The organism is Streptomyces odontomachi, assembly GCF_024435355.1.
GTDB classification, from domain to species: domain Bacteria; phylum Actinomycetota; class Actinomycetes; order Streptomycetales; family Streptomycetaceae; genus Streptomyces; species Streptomyces odontomachi.
This window is the reverse complement of sequence record NZ_JAMJWG010000024.1, coordinates 22,360-43,747: the sequence shown is the minus strand read 5'-3', so window position 1 is coordinate 43,747 and position 21,388 is coordinate 22,360. Positions and strand designations below refer to the sequence as shown.

General features: G+C 68.3%; 20 protein-coding genes. 13 read left to right on the top strand and 7 right to left on the bottom strand.

The features are described 5' to 3' along the window. Positions 1–4 precede the first annotated feature (4 nt). Positions 5–925: an FkbM family methyltransferase gene (locus NQO67_RS35615; protein WP_255954585.1), complete on the bottom strand. Its 921-nt coding sequence runs from the start codon at positions 923–925 to the stop codon at positions 5–7. A gap of 232 nt (positions 926–1,157) precedes the next feature. Between NQO67_RS35615 and NQO67_RS35610 the strand changes: the two genes are divergently transcribed. Next, positions 1,158–1,715, top strand: a complete 558-nt coding sequence (locus NQO67_RS35610; RefSeq protein ID WP_255954583.1) for a hypothetical protein — start codon at positions 1,158–1,160, stop codon at positions 1,713–1,715. Between the two features lie 186 nt (positions 1,716–1,901). On the opposite strand, the gene NQO67_RS35605 is transcribed toward NQO67_RS35610, so the two are convergent. Together NQO67_RS35605 and NQO67_RS35600 are read right to left on the bottom strand one after the other, a co-directional pair. Then, positions 1,902–3,647: a pentapeptide repeat-containing protein gene (locus NQO67_RS35605; RefSeq protein ID WP_255954582.1), complete on the bottom strand. Its 1,746-nt coding sequence runs from the start codon at positions 3,645–3,647 to the stop codon at positions 1,902–1,904. A 481-nt stretch (positions 3,648–4,128) separates the two neighbouring features. After that, on the bottom strand, positions 4,129–5,064 hold the full coding sequence (locus NQO67_RS35600; protein WP_308295728.1) for an aldo/keto reductase: 936 nt from the start codon (positions 5,062–5,064) through the stop codon (positions 4,129–4,131). On the opposite strand from NQO67_RS35600, the gene NQO67_RS35595 reads away from it, so the two are divergent. The 3 genes from NQO67_RS35595 (at position 5,048) to NQO67_RS35585 (ending at position 6,653) form a co-directional block, all read left to right on the top strand. Continuing rightward, entirely contained in the window at positions 5,048–5,290 is a 243-nt protein-coding gene (locus NQO67_RS35595; RefSeq protein ID WP_255954580.1) for a hypothetical protein, read from the top strand. The two genes, NQO67_RS35600 and NQO67_RS35595, sit on opposite strands and share 17 nt — an antisense overlap. A gap of 46 nt (positions 5,291–5,336) precedes the next feature. Further along, the gene (locus tag NQO67_RS35590; protein WP_255954579.1) at positions 5,337–5,936 is read left to right on the top strand and encodes a TIGR03086 family metal-binding protein; all 600 of its coding nucleotides are present in this window, start codon (positions 5,337–5,339) and stop codon (positions 5,934–5,936) included. A gap of 219 nt (positions 5,937–6,155) precedes the next feature. Beyond that, positions 6,156–6,653 carry a hypothetical protein gene (locus tag NQO67_RS35585; RefSeq protein ID WP_255954578.1) on the top strand — a complete coding sequence of 166 codons (498 nt, stop codon included), beginning with the start codon at positions 6,156–6,158 and terminating at the stop codon, positions 6,651–6,653. A 128-nt stretch (positions 6,654–6,781) separates the two neighbouring features. Here NQO67_RS35585 and NQO67_RS35580 read toward each other — a convergent pair whose 3' ends face one another. Together NQO67_RS35580 and NQO67_RS35575 are read right to left on the bottom strand one after the other, a co-directional pair. Continuing rightward, positions 6,782–7,813, bottom strand: a complete 1,032-nt coding sequence (locus tag NQO67_RS35580; protein WP_255954577.1) for an RNA polymerase sigma factor — start codon at positions 7,811–7,813, stop codon at positions 6,782–6,784. Then, a complete protein-coding gene (locus tag NQO67_RS35575) occupies positions 7,810–8,124 on the bottom strand; it encodes a PadR family transcriptional regulator (protein ID WP_255954576.1) in 315 nt (104 codons plus the stop codon). Before NQO67_RS35575 ends, NQO67_RS35580 begins: the two co-directional genes overlap by 4 nt. A gap of 146 nt (positions 8,125–8,270) precedes the next feature. Here NQO67_RS35575 and NQO67_RS35570 point away from each other — a divergent pair, with 146 nt between their 5' ends. Continuing rightward, positions 8,271–8,768, top strand: coding sequence for a GNAT family N-acetyltransferase (locus tag NQO67_RS35570; RefSeq protein WP_255954575.1), 498 nt, complete (start codon positions 8,271–8,273; stop codon positions 8,766–8,768). 108 nt (positions 8,769–8,876) lie between these two features. Here NQO67_RS35570 and NQO67_RS35565 read toward each other — a convergent pair whose 3' ends face one another. Next, positions 8,877–9,533: a hypothetical protein gene (locus NQO67_RS35565; RefSeq protein WP_255954574.1), complete on the bottom strand. Its 657-nt coding sequence runs from the start codon at positions 9,531–9,533 to the stop codon at positions 8,877–8,879. Between the two features lie 96 nt (positions 9,534–9,629). Between NQO67_RS35565 and NQO67_RS35560 the strand changes: the two genes are divergently transcribed. Continuing rightward, positions 9,630–10,367 carry a histone deacetylase gene (locus NQO67_RS35560; RefSeq protein WP_255954573.1) on the top strand — a complete coding sequence of 246 codons (738 nt, stop codon included), beginning with the start codon at positions 9,630–9,632 and terminating at the stop codon, positions 10,365–10,367. Between the two features lie 53 nt (positions 10,368–10,420). On the opposite strand, the gene NQO67_RS35555 is transcribed toward NQO67_RS35560, so the two are convergent. Next, a complete protein-coding gene (locus tag NQO67_RS35555; protein WP_255954572.1) occupies positions 10,421–10,870 on the bottom strand; it encodes an ASCH domain-containing protein in 450 nt (149 codons plus the stop codon). Positions 10,871–11,195: 325 nt separating this feature from the next. On the opposite strand from NQO67_RS35555, the gene NQO67_RS35550 reads away from it, so the two are divergent. From NQO67_RS35550 to NQO67_RS35520, 7 genes are all read left to right on the top strand, one after another. Beyond that, positions 11,196–13,844 (top strand): (Fe-S)-binding protein, encoded by a 2,649-nt coding sequence (locus tag NQO67_RS35550; RefSeq protein WP_255954571.1) that lies wholly within the window; start codon positions 11,196–11,198, stop codon positions 13,842–13,844. A 269-nt stretch (positions 13,845–14,113) separates the two neighbouring features. Further along, positions 14,114–15,724, top strand: a complete 1,611-nt coding sequence (locus tag NQO67_RS35545) for an esterase (RefSeq protein WP_255954570.1) — start codon at positions 14,114–14,116, stop codon at positions 15,722–15,724. Between the two features lie 319 nt (positions 15,725–16,043). Then, positions 16,044–17,012, top strand: a complete 969-nt coding sequence (locus NQO67_RS44410; protein ID WP_255954569.1) for a YIP1 family protein — start codon at positions 16,044–16,046, stop codon at positions 17,010–17,012. A gap of 372 nt (positions 17,013–17,384) precedes the next feature. Further along, entirely contained in the window at positions 17,385–17,804 is a 420-nt protein-coding gene (locus tag NQO67_RS35535; protein ID WP_255954568.1) for a CU044_2847 family protein, read from the top strand. Next, a complete protein-coding gene (locus tag NQO67_RS35530; protein ID WP_255954567.1) occupies positions 17,805–18,785 on the top strand; it encodes a trypsin-like peptidase domain-containing protein in 981 nt (326 codons plus the stop codon). 16 nt (positions 18,786–18,801) lie between these two features. Next, a complete protein-coding gene (locus NQO67_RS35525; RefSeq protein WP_255954566.1) occupies positions 18,802–20,307 on the top strand; it encodes a VMAP-C domain-containing protein in 1,506 nt (501 codons plus the stop codon). Further along, positions 20,304–21,368 (top strand): AAA family ATPase, encoded by a 1,065-nt coding sequence (locus NQO67_RS35520; RefSeq protein ID WP_255954565.1) that lies wholly within the window; start codon positions 20,304–20,306, stop codon positions 21,366–21,368. Before NQO67_RS35525 ends, NQO67_RS35520 begins: the two co-directional genes overlap by 4 nt. Positions 21,369–21,388: the final 20 nt, after the last annotated feature.

Sequence of the window (21,388 nt, the reverse complement as noted above, 5' to 3'; positions counted from 1 at the left end):
GGCGTCAAAGCGTCTCTGCATCGACCCTGGAAAAGATCAGATCGCTTTCTTCTGCCACGGCCTCCTGCCACCGCACTGGGGATGCCGGTGCGTGCCGCAGCGCCTCCGGGTAGCTGGCCGATGCATAGCTGTTCGTGAGCCGATACGCATGGAAGCCGTGGGCTTTGAAAGTCTTCAACAAGTCGTTCACTGACTCGCCCAGCTGCTGCATACGGTCCGGAGTCACCTCCACCGTGATCTCCGCGTCCGGCCGGAGTTTTCCAAGCAGCGGCGCCATACCGCGCACTACGCTTCCCTCCGCCCCTTCCACGTCGATCTTGATGACCCTGGCATTGGCGATCTCGTCCTCCGTGAGCACAGCCGCCATCGGCTGGGCCTCAATCTCGAATGTGGACTCGGCAGGGCCGTCATACGGGACTATCGAGTTGGCGCCCATATTCCGTGAACTGGCCAAGATGAACCTCAAGGTCTCCTGGCTGTCGGATAGGGCCGCGTTGACGGCTCGCACATTGACGCAGCTGTTTAGACGCACCTGTTGCAGCAGCCGCTCGTGAAACGCGGGAGACGCCTCGATGGCCGTCACCTGCCCTGTCTCCCCGACGAGCCGCGACGCCAGCACGCTGTAGTACCCGATGTTCGCGCCGACGTCGACGAAGCCGTCCCCGGGTCGCAACCGTCGCTGGAGCCAGGCGGTCATGTGGGGCTCCCACACGCCGAACAAGTACAAGTACCGCTGGATGAGGTCCTGGGTGTCGACGGCGAACCGGGACCCGAACAGCGACTCGACCACCCGCCGTCGCGGATGGTCTCGCAGCCGCGGGTTCAGGTATCGAGCGACGAGTGGCGACTTGCCCAGCGTGCCGGGAGCATTGCGCACATAGCTGCGGCCGAGGGTAGCCAGTACCTCCGCAGTGGGGTTCTTCATCCGCTCGCCTCTCCGCAGCTCCACGGGGCGCCCTATCCCAGCGGCAGGGCCGGGGGAGAGGCTGGAACAGGCAAGGCTGTCACACCCGTCACAGCGTCACTCCCGTTCTCGTCCTCGGTGGCCGAGACGTAGCCGGTACCACTCTCTGTTCCAGCCATCCATACCCGAGCCGGCCGAACCTCTCATACGATCGCCCAGTCATCTTTAGGAGTGCAGCCTACCTGGGGGAAGCGTGGATACGGGCGAGCAGCTCGTGACGGTCGCCGCGGTGCTGCTGGGCGCCATCACCACCCACATCACCAATTTCCTCATGGAGCGCAGTCGCCACCGTCACGAGTACCGGACCCGTTGGGACGAAAAGAAGCTCGACGCCTACGCCACCTACATCGATGAGGTGCGCGCCGGCATCTTCGCCGCTGTCCAGCTCTACGAGCAACGAGAGGGGATACGCAGTACCGGGCGGCCCGAACAGGAACTCGCCGCGGACCTCGCGGACGCGGCGCGGCTGCGGGGCCGGGCCTTTGAGCGGGTGCTGCTCCTCGGCGGGGACGACGTCGTGGAGGCGGCACACGAGCTGAACGCACGCACGCTCGAAATCGACTGGCAGGCGAGCGGGAAGACCACGGACACCCTCGAAGCCTGGCGTGAGCGGAACCGCGTCGGGTTCCGCGCGATCACGGCCTTACATGAAGCCGCGAGGGTCGATCTGGGCGTGAGCGGCAGCATCACCGGCGAGAAGCACCCGGAACGCGATCTGCTGCTCCCTCCAGACGACGCCCCCGTCGGGTGACATCAAGCCTGGCATCAACTCCCTGGACAATGGCAGACGCCACTTACAACTCCGACTTGCGTAGGTGTTATGAGGGCGCAAAATCGCCCTGCTGCGCGTTGATGACAGCAAATACTTTCGTGTTTAATTCCGCGTGCTGTGGACGCATAATTTAGGTGATCAAAGGGTTTTCCGTATCGCTGGTGGTCAACGTTTGACGCGATTGCGCACAGCTAGGAGTGCTAGGCCAAGAAGGACGGGTTCAGCGAGGCGGGAGGCCATTTCGGTATAGGTGCCGGTGGTGGTCAGGTCCTGATTCGAAGAACGGAACACTACTGAGTTGATCACTACCCGCAGAGATCTTTCAAATCGCATGGTAGTGACTCGCTCGGTCCACGGTCCGACAGGGTTGACCGGAGCGGGAGTGTCAGTGGTTAGAGTGATCATCTGTCCAGCAGTGACCTGGCGACCGGTGGTATGAGGTTTTGGTTCGTTGGCTGGAATACCCCACAAGGTCATGGCTGCAATCGTGGCAGTCATAGCTACCCCCAACCAGGCCAGAGCCCGAGTTGCGCGCAGCCCGTATCCGGAGACGGCCCAGTAGGCGGTCAGCAAAGCCCGTTCGCTTCGGGGCCTTGTGGCATCATGCCGACGCATCTCCATCTCGCCGTAGTAGAAGTCGGCAGCGTCTGGTTCGTTCTTGCCGTCCTCCAGCGACTTGCGCAGCTGCCGGTAAAGGGCGGCTACTGCTGCCGGGCGCAGTTCGGGGGTGTCCGGCGATGGGAGGGTCCAGCCGTTGGAGGGGGTGGGCCGGCGGGCGATACGTGCTCGCCAGTGGTGTTCCTCGGCCAGTGTGTTTCGCTGACTCCAATGCCAGGGGGCGTGTCGGAACCAGCCGGTGGGGGTGGTCGCAAAGGTGCACCAGCCGTCAATTCGTAGCTGGTCGAGGTGGACGGCGCCGGTGAATCGGCAGTCGCTCAGGTCGATGTCATGCAGTGCGAGGTAAGCGGCGTCGACCCCGCTTACAGATGTCAGGCGTACACCAGGGTCCAGATCGGAAAGCTCCCTCTCTGGTAGTGGATCTTCTGGTCCGGGATTGTGGAAAGGAGTAGGACGTCCTGTGATCAACACTGGGTACTCGAAGACCGCATCTTGAAGATTTAATTCCGCGTAGCGCAGTTGGAGCTTGGCAGTTGAGGCCAGCCGGGTACGCACGAAACTAACCTGGCGCGCGGAAATTTCTAACGTTACCGGATACTGGAACATGGCGCGATCCAACGCTACCCATTTCCCGCAGATTAGCGGTCCAATTTGCGATGCTTGCTTGAATTGCGTCTCGCGAAACAAAACGTTGCCGGAAAATACCACGCAATCGAACATGGCGCCGAGGTAGAAGGTCGCTCTGTAGAAATGGGCGTTGCGAGAGAACGATGTATTGCTGAACAAGGCGTCGCCGGAGAAAATGGCCTGACTGAAGGCGGCGCTAGAAAATGTTGCGCCGTAGAAATGTGCGGTATTGGAGAAATTCGCACCATAGAAATGGGCGGCTCGGGAAAACGTCACCTGGCCAAAGTGGGCATCGCTGGAGAAGATTGCCTGACCGAACTGGGCGTCGTGGGAGAAGGTGGCTCCCCTGAAGTAAGCGGTACCAGAAAATGTTGCATTGCTGAACAAGGCGTCGCCGGAGAAGGTGGAATCGCCAAAACGAGCCTCATCGGAAAACGTTGCCTGGTCGAAATCTGCGTCGCCGGAGAAGGTTGCCCAGTCAAACCTGGAGCGGCCAAGGTTGGGCTTTCCGGTTGGATCACGCAGGGCGTTAAGCAACTGGGCCAACAGGTCTTCGTTGAAGGGAGTACCGCGGTGGTCGAGGGGGCTGTCAGGGGACAAGGAGGACAGGTAGATCTCGCGGTCTGCCACGTCCATGTGCGCCAGGCACACGGTCTGCCCCTGCATCTGGATACCGGGGCAACCGACTGGATCCGTTGCAGTGGCGCCGTGGCCGCAGTGCGGCCACGGCGGCGGTGAGGTGGGCGGTGGCGGTTCAGGGGATGCAGTGGCCATGTCTGGTGGACGACTGGGCGGTGCTGGAAAGTTGCCGGTCCTGCCGTACAGTCCGGCTGTTGGGGTACGCCAACCCGTACGCCAACACCAGCGCACAACTACGTACCCCCGCTACCGTCCCCGCACCACCACACCAGCCTCCCGCGAGCCCCGACCCGGCCTGAAAAGCGGAAGGTCGCCGGTTCGACCCCGGCCCCAGCCACCGCAGGTGAACAGCACGAAAGCCCCCTCCAAGATCACGGAGGGGGCTTTTTCGTGACTGGATGTCGCATGACGCTGGATGGATGTCGCATGACGTGAGCGCTGACATCGACGGGCATGGGGCGACCCGGGCGACCGGACCGGGTGATCAGGTGGCGCCCCGCGGCCGGGTTCAGGGAACGAGGTGGCCCGCGGCGCGGAACAGCTCGTACCACTCGGCCCGGGTGAGTCGAAGATCGGAGCCCTGCGCGGCGCCCGCGACGCGCTCCGGGTTGGTGGTGCCGAGCACGACCTGCATCTGGGCGGGGTGGCGGGTGATCCAGGCAGTCGCGATCGCGATGGCGGGGACGTCGTACTGGCCGGCGAGGCGGTCAATGACGGCGTTGAGCTCGGGGTAGTCCGGCGAACCGAGGAAGACACCCGTGAAGAAACCGGCCTGGAAGGGAGACCACGCCTGGACGGTGATGTCGTGCAGGCGGCAGTAGTCGACGATCCCTCCGCCGTCGAGGGTGGCCGACTGCTGCTCCGCGAGCATGTTCGCAGCGACCCCTTGAGCGACGATCGGCGCGTGTGTGATCGAGAGCTGAAGCTGGTTGGCCACGATGGGCTGACGCACGTACCTGCGCAGCAGGTCGATCTGGCGTGGGGTGTGGTTCGAGACACCGAAGGCGCGCACCTTGCCCGAGGACTCGAGCTCATCGAAGGCGCGGGCCACCTCTTCAGGCTCGACGAGCGCGTCGGGGCGGTGCAGCAGCAGGATGTCGATGCGGTCGGTCCGCAGGGCCGCGAGTGAGCCCTCGACCGATTTGACGATGTGCTCGTACGAGAAGTCGAAGTACGGCCCGTCCGTGACGATTCCCGCCTTGGTCTGGATCGTGATCTCGTCACGCTGCGACGGGCTCAGCGCCATCGCTTCGGCGAAGCGACGTTCGCAATTGTGCAGCTCGCCGCCGTAGACGTCGGCGTGGTCAACGAAGTCGATGCCCGCGTCGCGCGCGGTGCGGACGAGTTCTCGGACGTCGTCGTCGGTCTTGTCGGCGATACGCATCAGGCCGAGCACGATGTTCGGCGCGAGGATGTCGGTACCGGGCATGGTGAAGGTCTTCAGGACGGTTTCCTTTCAGAGGTTCCGGTATGCACAGTACAAGCGGGCCACTGTGCACATGAGGGGGCGGAGGCCCGTCGAGGCCAAGCGCGAAATCGGCGGCGAGCGTGAACTCGGCGGCGAGCGCGAACTCGGCGGCGAGCGGCGATTCCCGGATGCCCGGGGGCAGGATGCGCCGGGGGCGGGACCACGACGGGTGGACGCCGAGGGCGTGCCCTGGGGGCCGTGACGGATTTCCGCCAGTACGTCGCCTCCGGCGCTCCTACGCTGCGGCCATGTCATACCGCTTCGCCGGCATCGTCGACCGCTATCTACTCACCAGTTCCGAGTTCACCCGCAGGCTGCGAGCGGTACGGCCTGAGCAGTGGACGGCACCCACGCCCTGCGCAGAGTGGCAGGTGTCCAACCTGGTCAACCACATGACCCGGGGAAACCTCAACTACGTCTCCCTTCTGGACGGCGGCTCAGCGGCCGACTTCCTCCGACTCCGGGACGAGGACGCCCTGAACGGCGATCCGGTGGGCGCGTACGTCCGGTCAGTTCGGGAGTGCGCGGCGGCGTTCCGAAGGCCGGGTGCCCTCCGGCAGATCCTGGACTACCCCCTCGGCCCGGTGACCGGAGAACAGGCTCTCGCCGTCCGCGCCACGGACACCACCGTTCACACCTGGGACCTGGCCCGGGCTATCCACGCTTCCGAGGAGCTCGACCCCGGGCTCGTCACCTGGATTTCGGACCACCTCACGGAAATCTACGCCGGCTTGGCGGAGTCACCTGTCTCCCTCGACACCACCCACCGCTTCTTCGCCGCCCCCGGGGCTCTGCCCCTGGCCGAGGAGAGCCCTCAGGCCCGCTTGCTGCGGCTGATGGGCCGCTGAGCAGAAGAGAAACGCACCGAGTCGCCGGCCTCCCGGGAGGCCACACCCGGCCCGGTGGACGGCCTGTTCGCAACGCCGTGTCATGCTGAGCGACCACCAGGCGTGCGGTCGTGGGCGACGGCACAGTCGAAAGAAGTCACGATGCGCATTCCATGGCGCCGACGGTCAGCCGGCCGCTCTGGGCGACTCCTTGCCGCCGCGGGGATCGAACCCAAAACCGTGGAGGATCCCGACGAGCCGGCCATCTGCCGGGAGATCGCCTCGCGGGTGGCCCGGCGCGACCACGGCGCCACCGTCGAGGTCCTGGCCGTCGCCGAGGAACTGCTGGAGGACGAGGCCAACTACGAATTCGTCGTCGCCTTTCTGGAAGACCTCCAGAACCTTGTGTCCCACGGCCTCGACACGTTCCGTTCTCCCGACGAGATACGTGCGCTGCTCGGACCCCGAAGCACGGTCTGTTGGGACACGCTCACCACGTTCTGGACCGCGGTGGCGGACTGGTGCGCCCTCACCAACCTGTCGCTGGAACCAGCCGCACCGCTCCTCACCATCGAAAACGAGCAGCTCAAAACGCTCCTGTGGACCGCGAATCGGACCCTCTCCACCGGAGAGAAGCTCGGGCTCGCACAAGCCGTCCGTTATGAGAAGGCCGGTGGAGCGCCCATCCCCGGATACAGCCACGTCGCACTGGCGCTGCGGAGGATGGGGCAGGACTGAAGGTCCCGTTCTGATCTCCAGAGCAGGGCACCCCAGGCCGGCGCCGCGATGGCCAGCGGTACGACCGGCAGCACGGTCAGGTCACCCTCCCCTCCGGGGTGCCACCGAGGACATCGAACGGCTGCGCGCTATTCCTCGGTGGGATCGCTCTCCGGTGTGGCCGGCTCGATGCCGCGCACACGGCGTAGCCAGCGGGCCAGGGCGAACAGTGCGGTGCCGGCGATGCCGCAAGGCTCCCACGCGTCTGTCACCAAGGCGGCCAGACCGTTGCCCCGGACGATACAAATCGCCTGGACACCGACGGTCGCCGAGATGAACGCATGCGTGCGCGACGGCGCGCAAAGCAACCAGTCCACGGGACGCCAGGCAGGGCGTACGACGTCACGCAGCCGCATGCGAAGAGCCGCGACCAGGAAGCCCGCAGCGAGCAGTTGCTGCTGGGTCCGTGACGGGTTGACGCCGTCTTCAGGATTGCCGGCCAGCAGGGATTCCCATTCGTCGCGAAGGTGCGGTCGGGTCGATCCGGCCAGTTGGGCGGCGAGGTTGGCCGTGGAGCGAGCCGTTCGGGGGACCTGGGAGGCGAGGGGTTCGTTGCCGTCAGGGTCGAGGGCCGTCTGAGAGCTGAACGGTTCGTTGTCGTCGTGAGGATGGGGATCCCGAACCGTCGTCCCAGGTGCGAGGATCGCGCGCAGATGGTGCTTGGCGTGCCGGGCGGTGGAACGTACGGCGGCCGGGGTGATGCCGAGCGTGTCCGCGACGCTGTCCACCGGTAGGCCGAGGAAGTAGTGCAGCGTCATCACGTCGCGTTGTCGCACGGGGAGTTCGCCCAAGGCGCGGCACAGCGCCATCGACTCCTCGATCTGGCGGACGGGGTCCACGGCCTGGCGCACCGCCTCCATGTCGAACGCGGCGTCGATCAGCGGGCGGCGGTTGCGGGCCCGGCAGTGGTCCATGGTCTTGTTGCGCAGCACCCGCCAGGCGCACCGGGTGGGGTTCCCGGAGGCGAGGATCCGGTCCCACCCGCGGTACAGCTGCTCGAACGTGGCGTCGGCGATTTCCGCCGCGTCGTGCGGGTCGTGTACGAGGGCGTGGGCGTAGCGGACGAAGCGCTCGCGGTACATCCCGTGGAAGACGGAGAAGTCCATCGGCAGCTCGTTCACGCTCCACCGCCTGCCAAGCCGAGCTTGAACCGGCGATCCCTGCGGTTCTCCAGCGCTTCGGCAGCCTGCTGACGCCCGGTGCCGGTGAGCTCGTAGAAGCGGCGCGCAGGGCGACCGGGATGCGGGCCGGTCTCCTCATGGCTGGTGATCCAGCCGCGTTCGGCGAGCCGGTCGAGGATCGGGTACACGGTGCCGGGGCCGAGATCGGCTTTGCGGCAGATGCTGAGGCCCCAGGCCGGATCGTCTCTCGTCGAGGAGAGCAGGGTTTCCAGGACTGCGATCGTCGGCTTGGTGAGCCGCATGTTCGTCATGTCGCCACTGGAGCATATATCGAGTACGAAGTACAGTCGTAAGTCGAGTACGAAGTACAGCCGTATATCGAGTACCAACAGCCGTATGTCGAGTACGGGATGATCCGGCGGTCATGGATCGGTAGGCGCGGTAGTAGCCTCCGCGCATGAGCTGGCTTCCTGGCGATTTCGTCCACCCTGTGCATGTTCCGTTGCCCGACGGGGCCCACCATCTGCGGCCGATCAGGGAGGCCGATGTCGAGATCGACTATCCCGCCGTGATGGGCTCGCGGGAGCGGCTGTGGGCGATCTTCGGGCCGGCGTGGGGATGGCCCCCGGAGACGATGACCTATGAAGAGGACCGCGTCGATCTGCTGCGGCATGAGAGGGAGACAGCCGCGCACCAGTCCTTCAACTACGCGCTGCTGGGGCGGGAGGAGAAGGCCGTCCTCGGCTGCGTCTACATCGATCCGCCCGAGCGGGTCGGCGCTGACGCAGAGATCTCGTGGTGGGTGGTGGACGAGCTGGTCGGCGGTGAGCTGGAGCAGGCGCTGGATGCGCTCGTTCCGCGGTGGATCGGAGCCGACTGGCCCTTCCGGCAGCCCCGTTACCTGGGGCGTGACATCTCCTGGCAGGACTGGCTCGAACTGCCGCAGCTGCCGTAGTGCCTGTCTCTCACGTGGCGCCTGTCTCTCACGTGGCGCTTGCTTCTCACGTGGTGCCTGCCCCTGCCGTTGTGGCTGTGCCTGTGTGGCGGTTCCCGCCGTAGTGCCTCACCCCCGTGTCTTGCCGTTGACCAGCTCGGGGCCGAGGTGGCGGGAGAGCACGGCGGCGAGGGGAGGTGGCGGGCCGTCCATGGGGAGGTGCTTGTAGGTGTGGACCACGCAGGTCTGAACGGGGTGCGCCGGTCCGTCGCCGTCGGGTTCCCCGAAGCGGTTGGCGGCCAGCGGCAGGTGTTGGGGTGCCGCCAGGGCGAAGGCCACCAGCGGTGTGCGGTGGTCCTCCCACCAGAAGTGTCGGCGGACGGCCTTCCTGCCGAAGTCCATCCGGGCGAACGCCACCGCGACGTCCCGCCTCCCGTACGGCGCCGAGCGCAGCGCCGGCAGCACGTCGAGGATCCGCTCGCCGGCGGCCAGCAGGCGTGCCTCCTCATGCGAATCCCCCCAGGGCGGGGGATCGTCGTCGCGGAGGTCCTCGGGAACCTCCTTCGTACGCAGTACCGTTCCGACCGGCGGGCGGTCCCAGCGGGCCATCCCGCTCACGCTGCCCCAGTTGAGGCTGGCGTTGACGCACAGCGTGCCCGCCAGCAGCGCCCACGGCGTGCGCACCACGCGTTCCCTGGCCAGGTCCACCACCAGGCGTCCGAACGTGTCGGGGGCCACGAGGGTCGGTACGGCGGGTGCGAGGAATTCGTCGGTCCATGTCCCCATCGCTCCGTTGTAGTGACGCCCCTCCGCGCCGCGCCAACGAATTCCCTGCGGGGCCGGGGGCATGATCACGAGGTGGAGCAACGGAGCCAGCACGCGATGAAGAGTCCGGTCCCCGTCGAACCCGTCCCGCCGGCCGGCCTCGCCTCCGGAGCGAGCGATCCCGATGTCATCTGGTACGTGTCCTACGGCTCCAACATGCGACTCGACCGGCTGGCCCTGTACATCCGAGGAGGCCGGTTGCCGGGGACCGACACGGTCTACCCGGGCTGCCGGGACCACCGGATGCCGCAGCGGTCGATTCCGGTGACCCTGAGGGGTGCGGTGTACTTCGCCACCTGGTCGCCGGTGTGGAAGGGCGCGAGGGCCTTTTACGACCCGGAGGCGCCGGGGCGCACGCTCGCCCGGGCGCATCTGATCTCCGTGGCGCAGTTCTCCGACATCGTCGCCCAGGAGATGTATCGGGAGCCAGAGCCAGAGCCAGAGCCAGAGGCGGATGCAGAGGCGGAGTCCGGGGGGCGGCTGGATCTGTCCGGGGCGCTGGCCCACGGGCGTGCCGCACTGGGCGACGGGCGCTACGAGACGTTGGTCTGCCCGGGGCACGTGGCCGGGGTCCCGGCCGTGACGTTCACCGCACCCTGGCGCATGTCCGACGTGACGTGGCGGCCGCCGTCGGCCGCGTACCTGCGCCACCTGGCCTCGGGGCTGGCCGAGGCAGGACCGTGGGACGTCGACGCCGTCGCGGCGTACCTCGTGGCCTGCCCGGGCGCCGGGCACTGGACCGCTCCGGAGGTCGCCGAGCTGATCCGGCGTGATCAGCCGGTGTCCGACGGCTGACCGTCCGACGACACCACCTCCGACACCACCTCCGACGAAACCTCCGACGAAACCTACGGTCGGGCGGCGGCCACGAGGCGGAACCGCTGGAGTACCGCCGGTGTCGAGTCGTCCACGGTGAACCCGGGATCGTCCAGCGCCGCCCGCATCTCCTCGCCGTGCCAGAAGTGCTCGTGGTCCGTCCGCCACTCGGCAATGGTGGTGTGGCCCTCTCCCTCGTCCAGGACGTGTGCGAGATCCACCTCTGCGAGCGGGACGATCCGTACCTCGGTCATCTCGATGACGGCGACGGGGCGGTCGTCCGAGTCGACGACCACCTCGCGTTCCCCTGCTTTCGGCAGGGGCTCCCGCTCGTGCTCGTAGTCGACGACGAGTCCCGTCGTGGAGGTCTTGGAGCCGTCCAGGATCGCCGCGACGAGCCGGTCCCGCAGGGGCCCCGGGAATCCGAACTCGCCCTTCGGCAGCGCGGCCAGTTCCGCGGCGGGCGGGAGGTCGATGGTCATCCCGGCACAGTAGCCCGCGCCGCGCGGTCGGGGCGCGTGCGCACCCGACCACAGAACGTCTGCCAGCCACAGGACCTCTGCCCGCCGGGCATGAGCATCCCGCGCCGCACCTGCACACGTGCCACACCCGGGAACGGCAGGCGACGTAGATCACCGTTCCGCTGGCTACATTGCATGGCAAGAACTGGGTACGCTCGAACGGAATGCTTAAGTTACCGTTCAGTAAACGTGTCCTGTCCGCGCTTGCCGAACGGCTTGGTCATCCGCTCGCTCCCCCGGCGCCGTAGGCCTGGGAGGGAGGGACCCCCAGGTTCGAGGAGCCTCCATGCAACTCGCCGCGATCATCGTGTCGTTGGTTCTCGCCGTGGTCGGCGTGGCCCTGTTCGCCCGGGCCATCGCGCAGATCGTCGCGTACCTGCGGCTCGGCCAGCCCGTGCCGGCGGGGACGAGGTCGGACGATCCAGCTCGGCGTACCGGCACCGTCGCCAGGGAGTTCCTGGGCCACACCCGGATGAACCGGTGGGGCATCATCGGCGTCGCGCACTGGTTCGTGGCGGTCGGCTTCTTCACCCTGGTACTGACGCTGGTGAACGCTTTCGGGCAGCTCTTCCAGGCCGACTGGGCGCTGCCGCTGATCGGCGACTGGGCCCCCTACGAGGTGTTCGTCGAGCTCATCGGCATCTTCACCACGCTCGGCATCCTCACCCTGATCACCATCCGGCAGCTCTCGCTGCCCGGCCGGGCCGGCCGGAAGTCGCGCTTCGCCGGCTCCAACCTCGGCCAGGCCTACTTCGTCGAGGCCGTGATCCTGATCATCGGTCTGGCGATCCTGACGCTGCGCGGTCTGGAGGGCGCGCTGCACCACGTCGGCGGCTACGAGGCGTCGTACCTCGTGTCGTACCCGCTGGTCGCCGCCTTCCGCGGACTGGGCCTCGGCACGCTCCAGAACCTCGTCTACCTCGTTGCGCTGATCAAGATCGGTACGTCCTTCATCTGGATGATCACGGTCGCGTTGAAGACGGACATGGGCGTGGCCTGGCACCGCTTCCTCGCCTTCCCCAACATCTGGTTCAAGCGGGACGCGGACGGCGGCACGGCCCTCGGCGCGCTCCAGCCGATGACCTCCGGCGGCGAGCCGATCGACTTCACCGACCCGGGCGAGGACGACGTCTTCGGCGTCAGCCAGATCGAGCACTTCTCCTGGAAGGGCCTGCTGGACTTCTCCACCTGCACCGAGTGCGGCCGCTGCCAGTCGCAGTGCCCCGCCTGGAACACCGGCAAGCCGCTCTCCCCGAAGCTGCTGATCATGTCGCTGCGCGACCACGGCCACGCCAAGGCGCCGTACCTGCTGGCCGGCGGCGGCAAGACGACGGAGGGCGAGGAGAAGGGCACCGAGGAGCAGCTCGCCCAGGTCCCCGCCGCCGCGCTCGCCGAGGCCGAGCGCCCGCTCGTGGGAACCCTTGAGGCTGACTCTGACCCTGACAGCGGCTTCCCCGCGGGCGGCGTCATCGACCCGGACGTGCTGTGGTCCTGCACCACGTGCGGCGCCTGCGTCGAGCAGTGCCCGGTCGACATCGAGCACGTCGACCACATCGTCGACATGCGCCGCTACCAGGTGATGATCGAGTCCGCGTTCCCGTCCGAGGCCGGGACGATGCTCAAGAACCTGGAGAAGAAGGGCAACCCCTGGGGTCTCGCCAAGAAGCAGCGCCTCGAGTGGACCAAGGAGGTCGACTTCCCCGTTCCCGTCGTCGGCAAGGACGTCGAGGACCTGACCGAGGTCGACTACCTCTACTGGGTCGGCTGCGCGGGTGCCCTGGAGGACCGGGCCAAGAAGACCACCAAGGCGTTCGCCGAACTTCTGCACATCGCCGGCGTCAACTTCGCGATCATGGGCGGCGACGAGAAGTGCACCGGCGACTCCGCCCGCCGCCTCGGCAACGAGCCCCTCTTCCAGGAGCTCGGCATGGAGAACGTCGCCACCCTGAACATGGCCTTCGGGGAGGATGACGAGGACGAGTCGACGAAGAAGCCGAAGTCCGCGAAGAAGATCGTCGCCACCTGCCCGCACTGCTTCAACACCATCGCGAACGAGTATCCGCAGCTCGGCGGCGAGTACGAGGTCATCCACCACACCCAGCTGCTCCAGCACCTCGTCGACGAGGGCAAGCTGATCCCCGTCACCCCCGTGGAAGGCCTGATCACCTACCACGACCCGTGCTACCTGGGCCGCCACAACAAGGTCTACACGCCGCCCCGCGAGATCATCGCCAAGGTGCCGGGCCTGCGGAACGAGGAGATGCACCGCCACAAGGAACGCGGCTTCTGCTGCGGCGCGGGCGGCGCCCGGATGTGGATGGAAGAGCGGATCGGCAAGCGCATCAACGACGAGCGCGTGGACGAGGCGCTCTCCCTGAACCCCGACATCATCTCCACGGCCTGCCCGTTCTGCCTGGTCATGCTGACCGACTCGGTCAACGGGAAGAAGGCCGCGGCGGAGAGCGCCGGCACCGGAGCCGGTACCGGAGCCGGTGCCTCGGGCACGGCCACCGCGGTGAAGGAGACGTTGCAGGTCGTCGACGTGGCGCAGCTGCTGCTTGACTCGGTTCGGACGCCGGCCGGTGCCGCGGATGCGGACTCGGGGGCGGATGCGGATTCGGGTGCGGACGAAGAGGGTCCTGAGGGTGAAGGCGGCGGTTCCTCGGAGCCGGAGGCGTCTTCGGAGGCGGGTTCCACGGACTCTGCTGGCTCCACGGACTCTGCCGGCTCCACCGGCTCTGCTGACGCCACGGACTCCGGCTCCACGGAGTCGGAGAGCGACAAGGAAGCCAAGGGGGCCAGGGAAGCCAACGGTGCCAAGGAAGCCAAGGGTGCCAAGGAAGCGAAGGGAGCCGAGGGCTCAGAGGCCGGCGGTTCCGGCGGCTCCGGCGGTTCCGGCGCGACGGGGGCGGCCAAGCCGGAGCCCGTCGACTAGCCGGTAGCCAAGCCATGCGCGGGGCGGCCGCCGGGATCCTTCCAAGGAACCCCGGCGGCCGCCCCGTGCGTGCTTGAGGGCCACGTGCGTCTCCACCGTCACGCACAGCCGTGCACGCGCGCCGCTGTACGCCCCGTACGCATACGAACACGACCGCGTGCAACCGTTCCGTCCCGACCGGTGTCGAAGAGGGTGCCGGACCAGGAACGGGCCCAAGTCCGGGAGCCCCCCACCCCGCCCGGCCACCTCCGGACCTGGGAGCCGTACTCGTGCGTATCCACCGTTCGGCCGCGACAGTCGCGGCCTCGTTACTGCTGATGACGGGCGCCGTCATCCTCACCGCCCCGGTCGCCTCCGCCGGCGCCCCCGGCGGCACGCGCGCCGACGACCGTAACTGTGACTTCAACGGCGACGGCTACGACGACCTCCTCACCGGCGCGCCGAACGCCGTTGCGAGCGGTTCGAAGGGTGCCGGGCTGGTCTCGGTGCAGTACGGCGGGCGCGGTGGCCTCGACACCACCCACGCGCACGTCTTCACTCGTGCCACGCCCGGCATCGAGGGCGTCGCGAACCCGCAGGACCACTTCGGCGCGTCCGTGGCCAGCGGCGACCTCGACTTCGACGGGTACGACGACGCGATCATCGGCATCCCCGGCGACGACTTCAGCGGCAGGTCGAACGCCGGCGGCGTCGTGATCCTCTGGGGCTCGGCGGACGGCCTCAGCGGCGTCAAAAGCACCCTCCTCGTGGCCCTGGACCCGACCCCCGACGCGCACTTCGGCAGCGCGGTCACGGCAGCCCGGTTCGGCGGAGCCACCCCCGGCGACACGCTCGCCGTGCTCGACGAGCAGTACGCGCGGCTGTTCACGTACGAGACGCGGCCCGGGGGAGTGACCGGGACGCTACGGCAGGAGACCGAGTCCGCGGCGGGCCAACCGGCGCGTTGGTCGGTGCAGCAGCTGAAGCTGCCGGCCGGCACGGACACCCAGAAGCCCCAGAAGTCCCGGAGGGGCCAGCAGACCCAGAAGGGCCAGCAGACGCAGCAGACGCAGCAGGACGGCAGCCGCGTCCTGACGCCACGCTCGCTCACCACCGGCGACTACGACGGCAACGGCTACGCCGACCTGGTCATCTCAGGCGTCGACGAGGGCCAGGCCTCGGACGGCACGGACGTGTGGCACGGCTGGTCCGCGTACCTGCCGGGTGCCGACGACGGGGTGTCCTGGGTGCGGGACCTGCCCGGCGGCCCGGCCGTCGCCTCCGGCGACATCAACGGCGACGGCTACGACGACCTGGTGGCCGGTGCGCCCCAGCCGCTGGACGGCGGCCGGTACGTCGGCGGCATGATCGCCGTGCACTTCGGTGGCCCGGACGGGCCCGGCGTCGCCGACACCCAGGACCAGTACTGGTCCCAGGACTCCCTGCACATCCCGGGCGTCGGCGAGCCCGGCGACGAGTGGGGCGCGGACGTGTCCGTCGCCGACACCGACGGTGACGGTTACGCGGACGTCGCCATCGGCGCACCCGGCGAGGACCGTGACGCGGTCGCCGACGCGGGCAGCGTGACGGTGCTGCGCGGCGACCCGGGTGGGCTGGTGACGACCGGGGTGCGGACCTGGTCGCAGGACAGCCCCGACATCCCGGGCGCCGACGAGCCGGGCGACCGCTGGGGCGCCCAGGTGCGCCTCGTCGACCCGGACGGCAACGGCCGCTCCGATCTGCTCGCCGCCGCCCCCGGCGAGAACTCCGGCGACGGAGTGCTGTGGTTCCTGCCGGCCGCCTCCGGCGGCATCACGGCGACCGGCTCGTGGAGCTACGGCCTCGGCTCGCTCGGCTCGCCGCACACGGGGGCGGCGTACGGGGCGGCGGTCGACGAGTAGCCGACCGCCTGATCCCGTGACCGTGATCGACGAGCAGCTGAAAGGACGCACGGGCGCGGCGTAGGGGCTGTCCCCGAGGAATCCGGAGGGGCCGAGAGGAATCCAGGGGAATCCGGAGGGACCGAGAGGAATCCAGGGGAACCCAGAGGGACCGAGAGGGAACCCCGAGGACCCTCGGGGGCAGCCTGCGGTCATGCCTGCGTAACCCGTCGGGGACCCCCGTCGGCCACCCCTAGGGGATGTCACAGCTCGGCCGCAATGAGGGGCCCGACGCTCGGTGCCCGTACGGCAGTTCCTCGGAGCGGGTACGTTCGATGACGTGGCTGGATTCAGGATCGGGCGCGGCCGGGCGGGCCGCCCCCAAGCGCAATCGCAACAGCAACCGTACGGCGGGCAGGCCCCGCACGGCGGCCGGGCCGCGGCCTCGCCGCAGTACGGCGGCCCCGCCGCGCCCCCGTCGTACCCGCAGCCCTCGCAGGGCTACGGGTACCCGCACACCCAGGCGCCGCCGCAGGGTGCCACGGGCTCCCGGCCGCCCTACGGGCAGTCGTGGACGCAGCCGGCCCAGGCGTCGGCCGGACCGGAGGGCCCGGAGTACTTCGGCGAGGAGGAGGGCTACGGAGGCTCGGGCCCCGACTCCTACGCGGCGAACAACCCGGGGCACACCCAGTCCTTCAGCATCGGCGAGGACCCGTACAACGAGGGCGGCACCTACCGCGCCGGCCAGGCCGCCGCGCCGCCCGTGGGCCCGCGGCTGCACTGGAAGGACCTGATCAGCGGCGTCGTACTGCGCCCGCGGCAGACGTTCATGCAGATGCGCGACTACTCGATGTGGGGTACCGCGCTGACCGTGACGTTCCTCTACGGTCTGCTGGCGGTGTTCGGCTTCAACGGCGCCCGCGAGGACGCGATCAACTCCACGATCTCCACGGCCGTGCCGATCGTCCTGACGACCGGCGTCGTGCTGGTCATCAGCCTGTTCATCATGGGTGTGGTGACGCACACACTGGCCCGCCAACTCGGCGGTGACGGTGCGTGGCAGCCGACGGTCGGCCTCTCCATGCTGATCATGTCGCTGACGGACGCACCGCGGCTGCTGTTCGCGGTCTTCATGGGCGGCGACGAGTCGTTCGTCCGCGTCCTCGGCGGTGTCACCTGGATCGGCGCGGGCGCCCTGCTCACCCTCATGGTGTCCCGTTCCCACGACCTGCCGTGGCCGAAGGCGCTGGGCGCGTCCGCGATCCAGCTGGTCGCCCTGCTGTCCCTGCTGAAGCTGGGCACGTTCTGAGCCTGCTCGTTCCCTTGATCCCCCGGCGGAGCGCTGGGGAAGGGGAACGAAGGCTCGGGGGGCTCGGGGAAGGGCGGCGGGAAGGGCGGCCGGAAGGGGCGACCCGAGGTGGGGAGCCGTCGTGGCTGTTCCCGCATCCCCCTCTGTCGCCGTGCCGCTACCGTTCGGTTGTCGTCGTGCCGCTACCGTCGGTTGTCGTCGTGCCGCTACCGTCGGTGGACGATGCGGAGCTGGCGGATGCAGCGGATGCATCGGGCGGAATGCGGGAAAGCCCTTCGCTCCGCCCGTCGTTGGCGTACGTTGGTAAAGATTTTTCGGCTATTTCGGCCAATGTAAAGACTTTCTGGCGATTCCGGTTACAGGGGAACTCCGGTGACTGATACCGAGACCGGCACGGTCACGATCGACCTGGGCGACGGCACCACCGTGGCAGCCGAAGTGATCGGCGAGCTGCGATTCCAGGAGTCGGATGACGCTTACGGCGACGTCGACTTTCGTACTCGGGCCGCCGCCCGCACGGGCGAAGCCGTGGCCCTGACCTTGGACCAGGTACGTGACACGGTGCGGAACCTCGGTCGCTGGGCCGCCGAGACCGTGACCGGCCCGGCGGCGGGGGATCCGGACGCCTGCGAGGTCGAGTTCGGGCTCAAACTCGCGGTGAAGTCCGGCCGGCTCATGGGGATCGTCGCCGAGGCCGGCAGCGAGGCCGGCCTCACCGTCCGGCTGTCCTGGGATCTGGCCTCGCGCCGGGCGTCGGCCGGTACCGGTAGGAGCGAGGGGCAGGAGCGGTAAGTGTGCGCACGTGACGTGACGCACGCCTGCGCGGTGTGGATCGCCGGGGGAGAGGCGTTCCAGGGCTGTGGCTTCCTGGTCGCACCCGGCCTGGTGGCCACCGCTGCCCATGTCGTACGCGGCGGGCGTGGTGGGGACCTTGTCATCCACCATGCCTCGGGAACGCACAAGGTCCTGCCCGGGGACGTCCGAGCATGGCCGCCGGACCAGGCCTGCGACCAAGCTCCCGACCAGGACCGCGGCCAGGCCCGCGATCAAGCCCGCCACCCCCGTTTCCACCCCTATCCCGATCTGGCGCTGCTGAAAGTGCCCGGCTGGGTCGGGCATCCGATCGCCGACCTGGCCACCGCGGATCCCGCGCCGGGTCTGCCCGTGGCGGCCCTCGGCTTCTCGATGGAGACTCCGACGCCGGGCGTTCAGCCCGACACGCTGCGGCTCCACGTCGCGGGCCCTTCCGGGAAGTACCGACGCCTCCTGGGGGACGGGGTGCGTCCGGGCTTCAGCGGGAGCATGCTGCTCGGCCCGGACGGTGCGACGGTGGGCGTGCTGAAAGGCAGCCGGGACTACCGCAGTGACAGGGGCGGCTGGCTCGTTCCGGTATCGGCCTTGCGGGAGGTTCTCCACGCGGCGGGGCACGGGCAGAACCTCCGGCGGGAACCGCCGCCGTCACCCAGCGACTCCGAGCTGGTGGAGAGTCTTCTGGCGTTCCCCTCGTTGGGGCGGCAGGACGGGCGGCAGGACCTCCTGGAAGCCATGGGCCGCAACCTGGGGATGCCGTACGCCTTCGAAGTCGACGAACGGGCCGGCCGCAGGGAGCACCTCGGGCGGCTCGTGCACCGCTGTCGGCACTACCGCGACGAGCGGGCGGCCTTGCGTGCGATGTACGACGCCATGGCGGAACTCGCACCGCACGACCGCGCCTTGGACCAGCTCGGGCTGCTCGTTAGGCGGGCCGTCGGAGACCGTGCGGGCGACGAGTAAGACGGGGCGGCACGGGGTGAGCAGAACCGATCGAGAGGTGACGCAGCGCTTCCGTGAGACGCTGCTGTGCACGCTGCTCTGCGCGTTCCCCGACATGCAGCGCCGCGAATTCCGCAGGGACGTCCTGACCACCATGGGGCTCCACATGGAGGTGGCGGAACGTGACGTGCCGCGTGAACACGTGAAGGCCATCGTGCGAGCCGTGCTGGATTCCGGCAGCCTGATGCCCTTGGGAGACGCCCTGCGCCACCACGCGCCCGAGGACCGGGCCCTGCCGTGGCTGGAGTTGACCGTGTTGGCCATGGCCGGATTCGCCCCACTGCCGGAGAAGAGCATGCTCAGGCTGATAGAGGTGCTGCGGAGCATCCCCTACGACAGCCTCGCGCCCTGCACGCTGACGCGGTACGCGGCGGAGAGCGGCGGTGGCACCTTCGCCGCAGACCACCGGACCGTCCCCGAGATCCTGCTGTGGCTGGCGGACCGGCGCGGACCCGCGGTCGCCGAGCCCCTCCTCCGCTTCGTCGCCCTGCTCGGCGACGACCCGCATGTCGTGCGCACGCGGCAGGGGTCGCACCTGCGGGACCTGCTGGCCGATCTGAACGCGCCGCCCGCGGAGGGAGCCGACGACCGCCTGATCATCCAGATCCGTCTGGAGGCCACGGGCCCGGACCATCTGCCCAACAGCCGGTACCTGTTGCGGAGTGCCTACTACCGGCAGCGGCTGCCCGACGGCCCGTTGCAGCGGATCAGGATCCTCATGCATGACGAGGCCTACAGCAAGGACGAGCTCATCCGCAAAGCCCCTCCACAGCTGGCCCGTTGGGCAGAACTGGCCCACGAGGTACATCGAGCCGGCGGCAGGGTCAGGATCGAATTCCTGCTGCCCGCTTCCCTGCTGGGCCACGAGGCCGAATGTTGGACCGTCGGGCCTTCCAGAAAGGCGCTCGGGCACAATTATCCGGTCGTCATCCGCTCGCTGGAACGCTACAGCGACCCCTGGATCAACCCGACGAGTTGGCGCCGCCGATGGGGCAATCTGCTGTCGTCGGGACCGGATGCCGACATATCGAACCAGGACGCCGACGTATCGAACCAAGACGCCGACGTATCGAACCAAGACGCCGACGTATTGAGCGGCATCGAATGGCCCTCGTTGGAATTGGAGAAGCCGGGAGACCTGGCTGAATGGCTGAGTGAGCGCAGCGATCTGGCCTGCATCGGTCTGTCCGTGCCCTACAACGACCTGACGCCCGCCGCCCGGGAGGCCGTGCATGACGCACTGCTGATGGAAGGCGTCCCCGTCATGCTGTGGCGGCGGGACGCCGGTGATCCGGACGAGGTCATGGCCGCGCTGCGCCGGCACCGACCGGAGCACCTGTCCGAGCTTCCCGAAGCAGTCCTGCAATGCCGGAAAGCCGGCCGGTTCGACGAAGAGCACGTGAGCCAGCGCATCACTTTGCTGTACGACGATCCACATTGCGTGGATCCGGCCCAGGACTCGCCGTACGAGGGGATGGCATGAGCGAAGAGGCATGGTGGGTCTACCGGGGCACGGGGGTGCCGCACAGACGCGTCGAGGACCTGCCCGAGGCTCCTCCTTGGCGACGTTTCGCGCGGGCGTTCGAGGGCGAAGGGGACACCCTCCGTGAGCCACCATCGGAGCCGGTGGACGGCTCGACCGCACGTCGGCTGGGTCGAGCCCGTCAGGTTGCGGCGTACCAGGCGGACGAGAAGGAGATCCAGCTCGTCAACCTCGCCCTGCACCTCCGGCGGCCGCTGCTCGTCACCGGAAGGCCGGGCGTGGGGAAATCCACCCTCGCCTTCGCGGTCGCCCATGAGCTGGGGCTCGGCCCGGTGCTGCGGTGGCCCATCACCAGCCGTTCCACGCTCGGCGACGGGCTCTACGCCTACGACGCCATCGGCAGGCTGCACGACGCCGGGATCCGAAACGGCAGTGCGCTGGTCAGGCCCCGCAGGCAGCGCATGGCTTCCGGTATCGGCTCGTACCTGCGGCTGGGCCCCCTTGGCACCGCGCTGCTGCCCTGGCGCCTGCCGCGCGTTCTGCTGATCGATGAGATCGACAAGAGCGACTTCGACCTCCCGAACGACCTGCTGAACATCTTCGAGGACGGCGAGTTCGAGATCCCGGAGCTGGCCAGGCTCGGACCAGGCAGACAGCGGGTGATGACGGCCGACCCGCACCACACCGCCATGGTGACCGGTGGCGTGGTGCGCTGCTCCCAGTTCCCGTTCGTCGTCCTCACGAGCAACGCCGAGCGGGAGTTCCCCACCGCGTTCCTACGACGCTGCGTCAGGCTCGACATGGCACCCCCGGACGAGGCGAGGCTCGCCGCGATGGTCGCCGCGCACCTGGGTCACATGGGCGGGGACGGGCAGGACGCGGCCGATCGCGCGCAAGAGCTGATCGCCGAGTTCCTACGGCGACAACGTGAGGACGGTGCCGAGCTCGCCAACGATCAACTGCTCAACGCCCTGCTGATGGCGGGACGGGGCCTGTGGGACGGCGAAGAGGGCCAGCACCTGGTCCGGAACGTCCTTCTGCGCCCGCTCAACCAGGAGTGAGCGGTCAAGAGTGAGTGACC

What these genes read in the sequence shown, in the direction of transcription:
- NQO67_RS35615 (WP_255954585.1), bottom strand. Translation starts at nt 925, where the DNA reads ATGAAGAACCCCACTGCGGAGGTACTGGCTACCCTCGGCCGCAGCTAT.
- NQO67_RS35605 (WP_255954582.1), bottom strand. Translation starts at nt 3,647, where the DNA reads ATGCAGGGGCAGACCGTGTGCCTGGCGCACATGGACGTGGCAGACCGC.
- NQO67_RS35595 (WP_255954580.1), top strand. Translation starts at nt 5,048, where the DNA reads ATGGTGAAGGTCTTCAGGACGGTTTCCTTTCAGAGGTTCCGGTATGCA.
- NQO67_RS35590 (WP_255954579.1), top strand. Translation starts at nt 5,337, where the DNA reads ATGTCATACCGCTTCGCCGGCATCGTCGACCGCTATCTACTCACCAGT.
- NQO67_RS35575 (WP_255954576.1), bottom strand. Translation starts at nt 8,124, where the DNA reads ATGACGAACATGCGGCTCACCAAGCCGACGATCGCAGTCCTGGAAACC.
- NQO67_RS35570 (WP_255954575.1), top strand. Translation starts at nt 8,271, where the DNA reads ATGAGCTGGCTTCCTGGCGATTTCGTCCACCCTGTGCATGTTCCGTTG.
- NQO67_RS35565 (WP_255954574.1), bottom strand. Translation starts at nt 9,533, where the DNA reads ATGGGGACATGGACCGACGAATTCCTCGCACCCGCCGTACCGACCCTC.
- NQO67_RS35560 (WP_255954573.1), top strand. Translation starts at nt 9,630, where the DNA reads ATGAAGAGTCCGGTCCCCGTCGAACCCGTCCCGCCGGCCGGCCTCGCC.
- NQO67_RS35555 (WP_255954572.1), bottom strand. Translation starts at nt 10,870, where the DNA reads ATGACCATCGACCTCCCGCCCGCCGCGGAACTGGCCGCGCTGCCGAAG.
- NQO67_RS35550 (WP_255954571.1), top strand. Translation starts at nt 11,196, where the DNA reads ATGCAACTCGCCGCGATCATCGTGTCGTTGGTTCTCGCCGTGGTCGGC.
- NQO67_RS35520 (WP_255954565.1), top strand. Translation starts at nt 20,304, where the DNA reads ATGAGCGAAGAGGCATGGTGGGTCTACCGGGGCACGGGGGTGCCGCAC.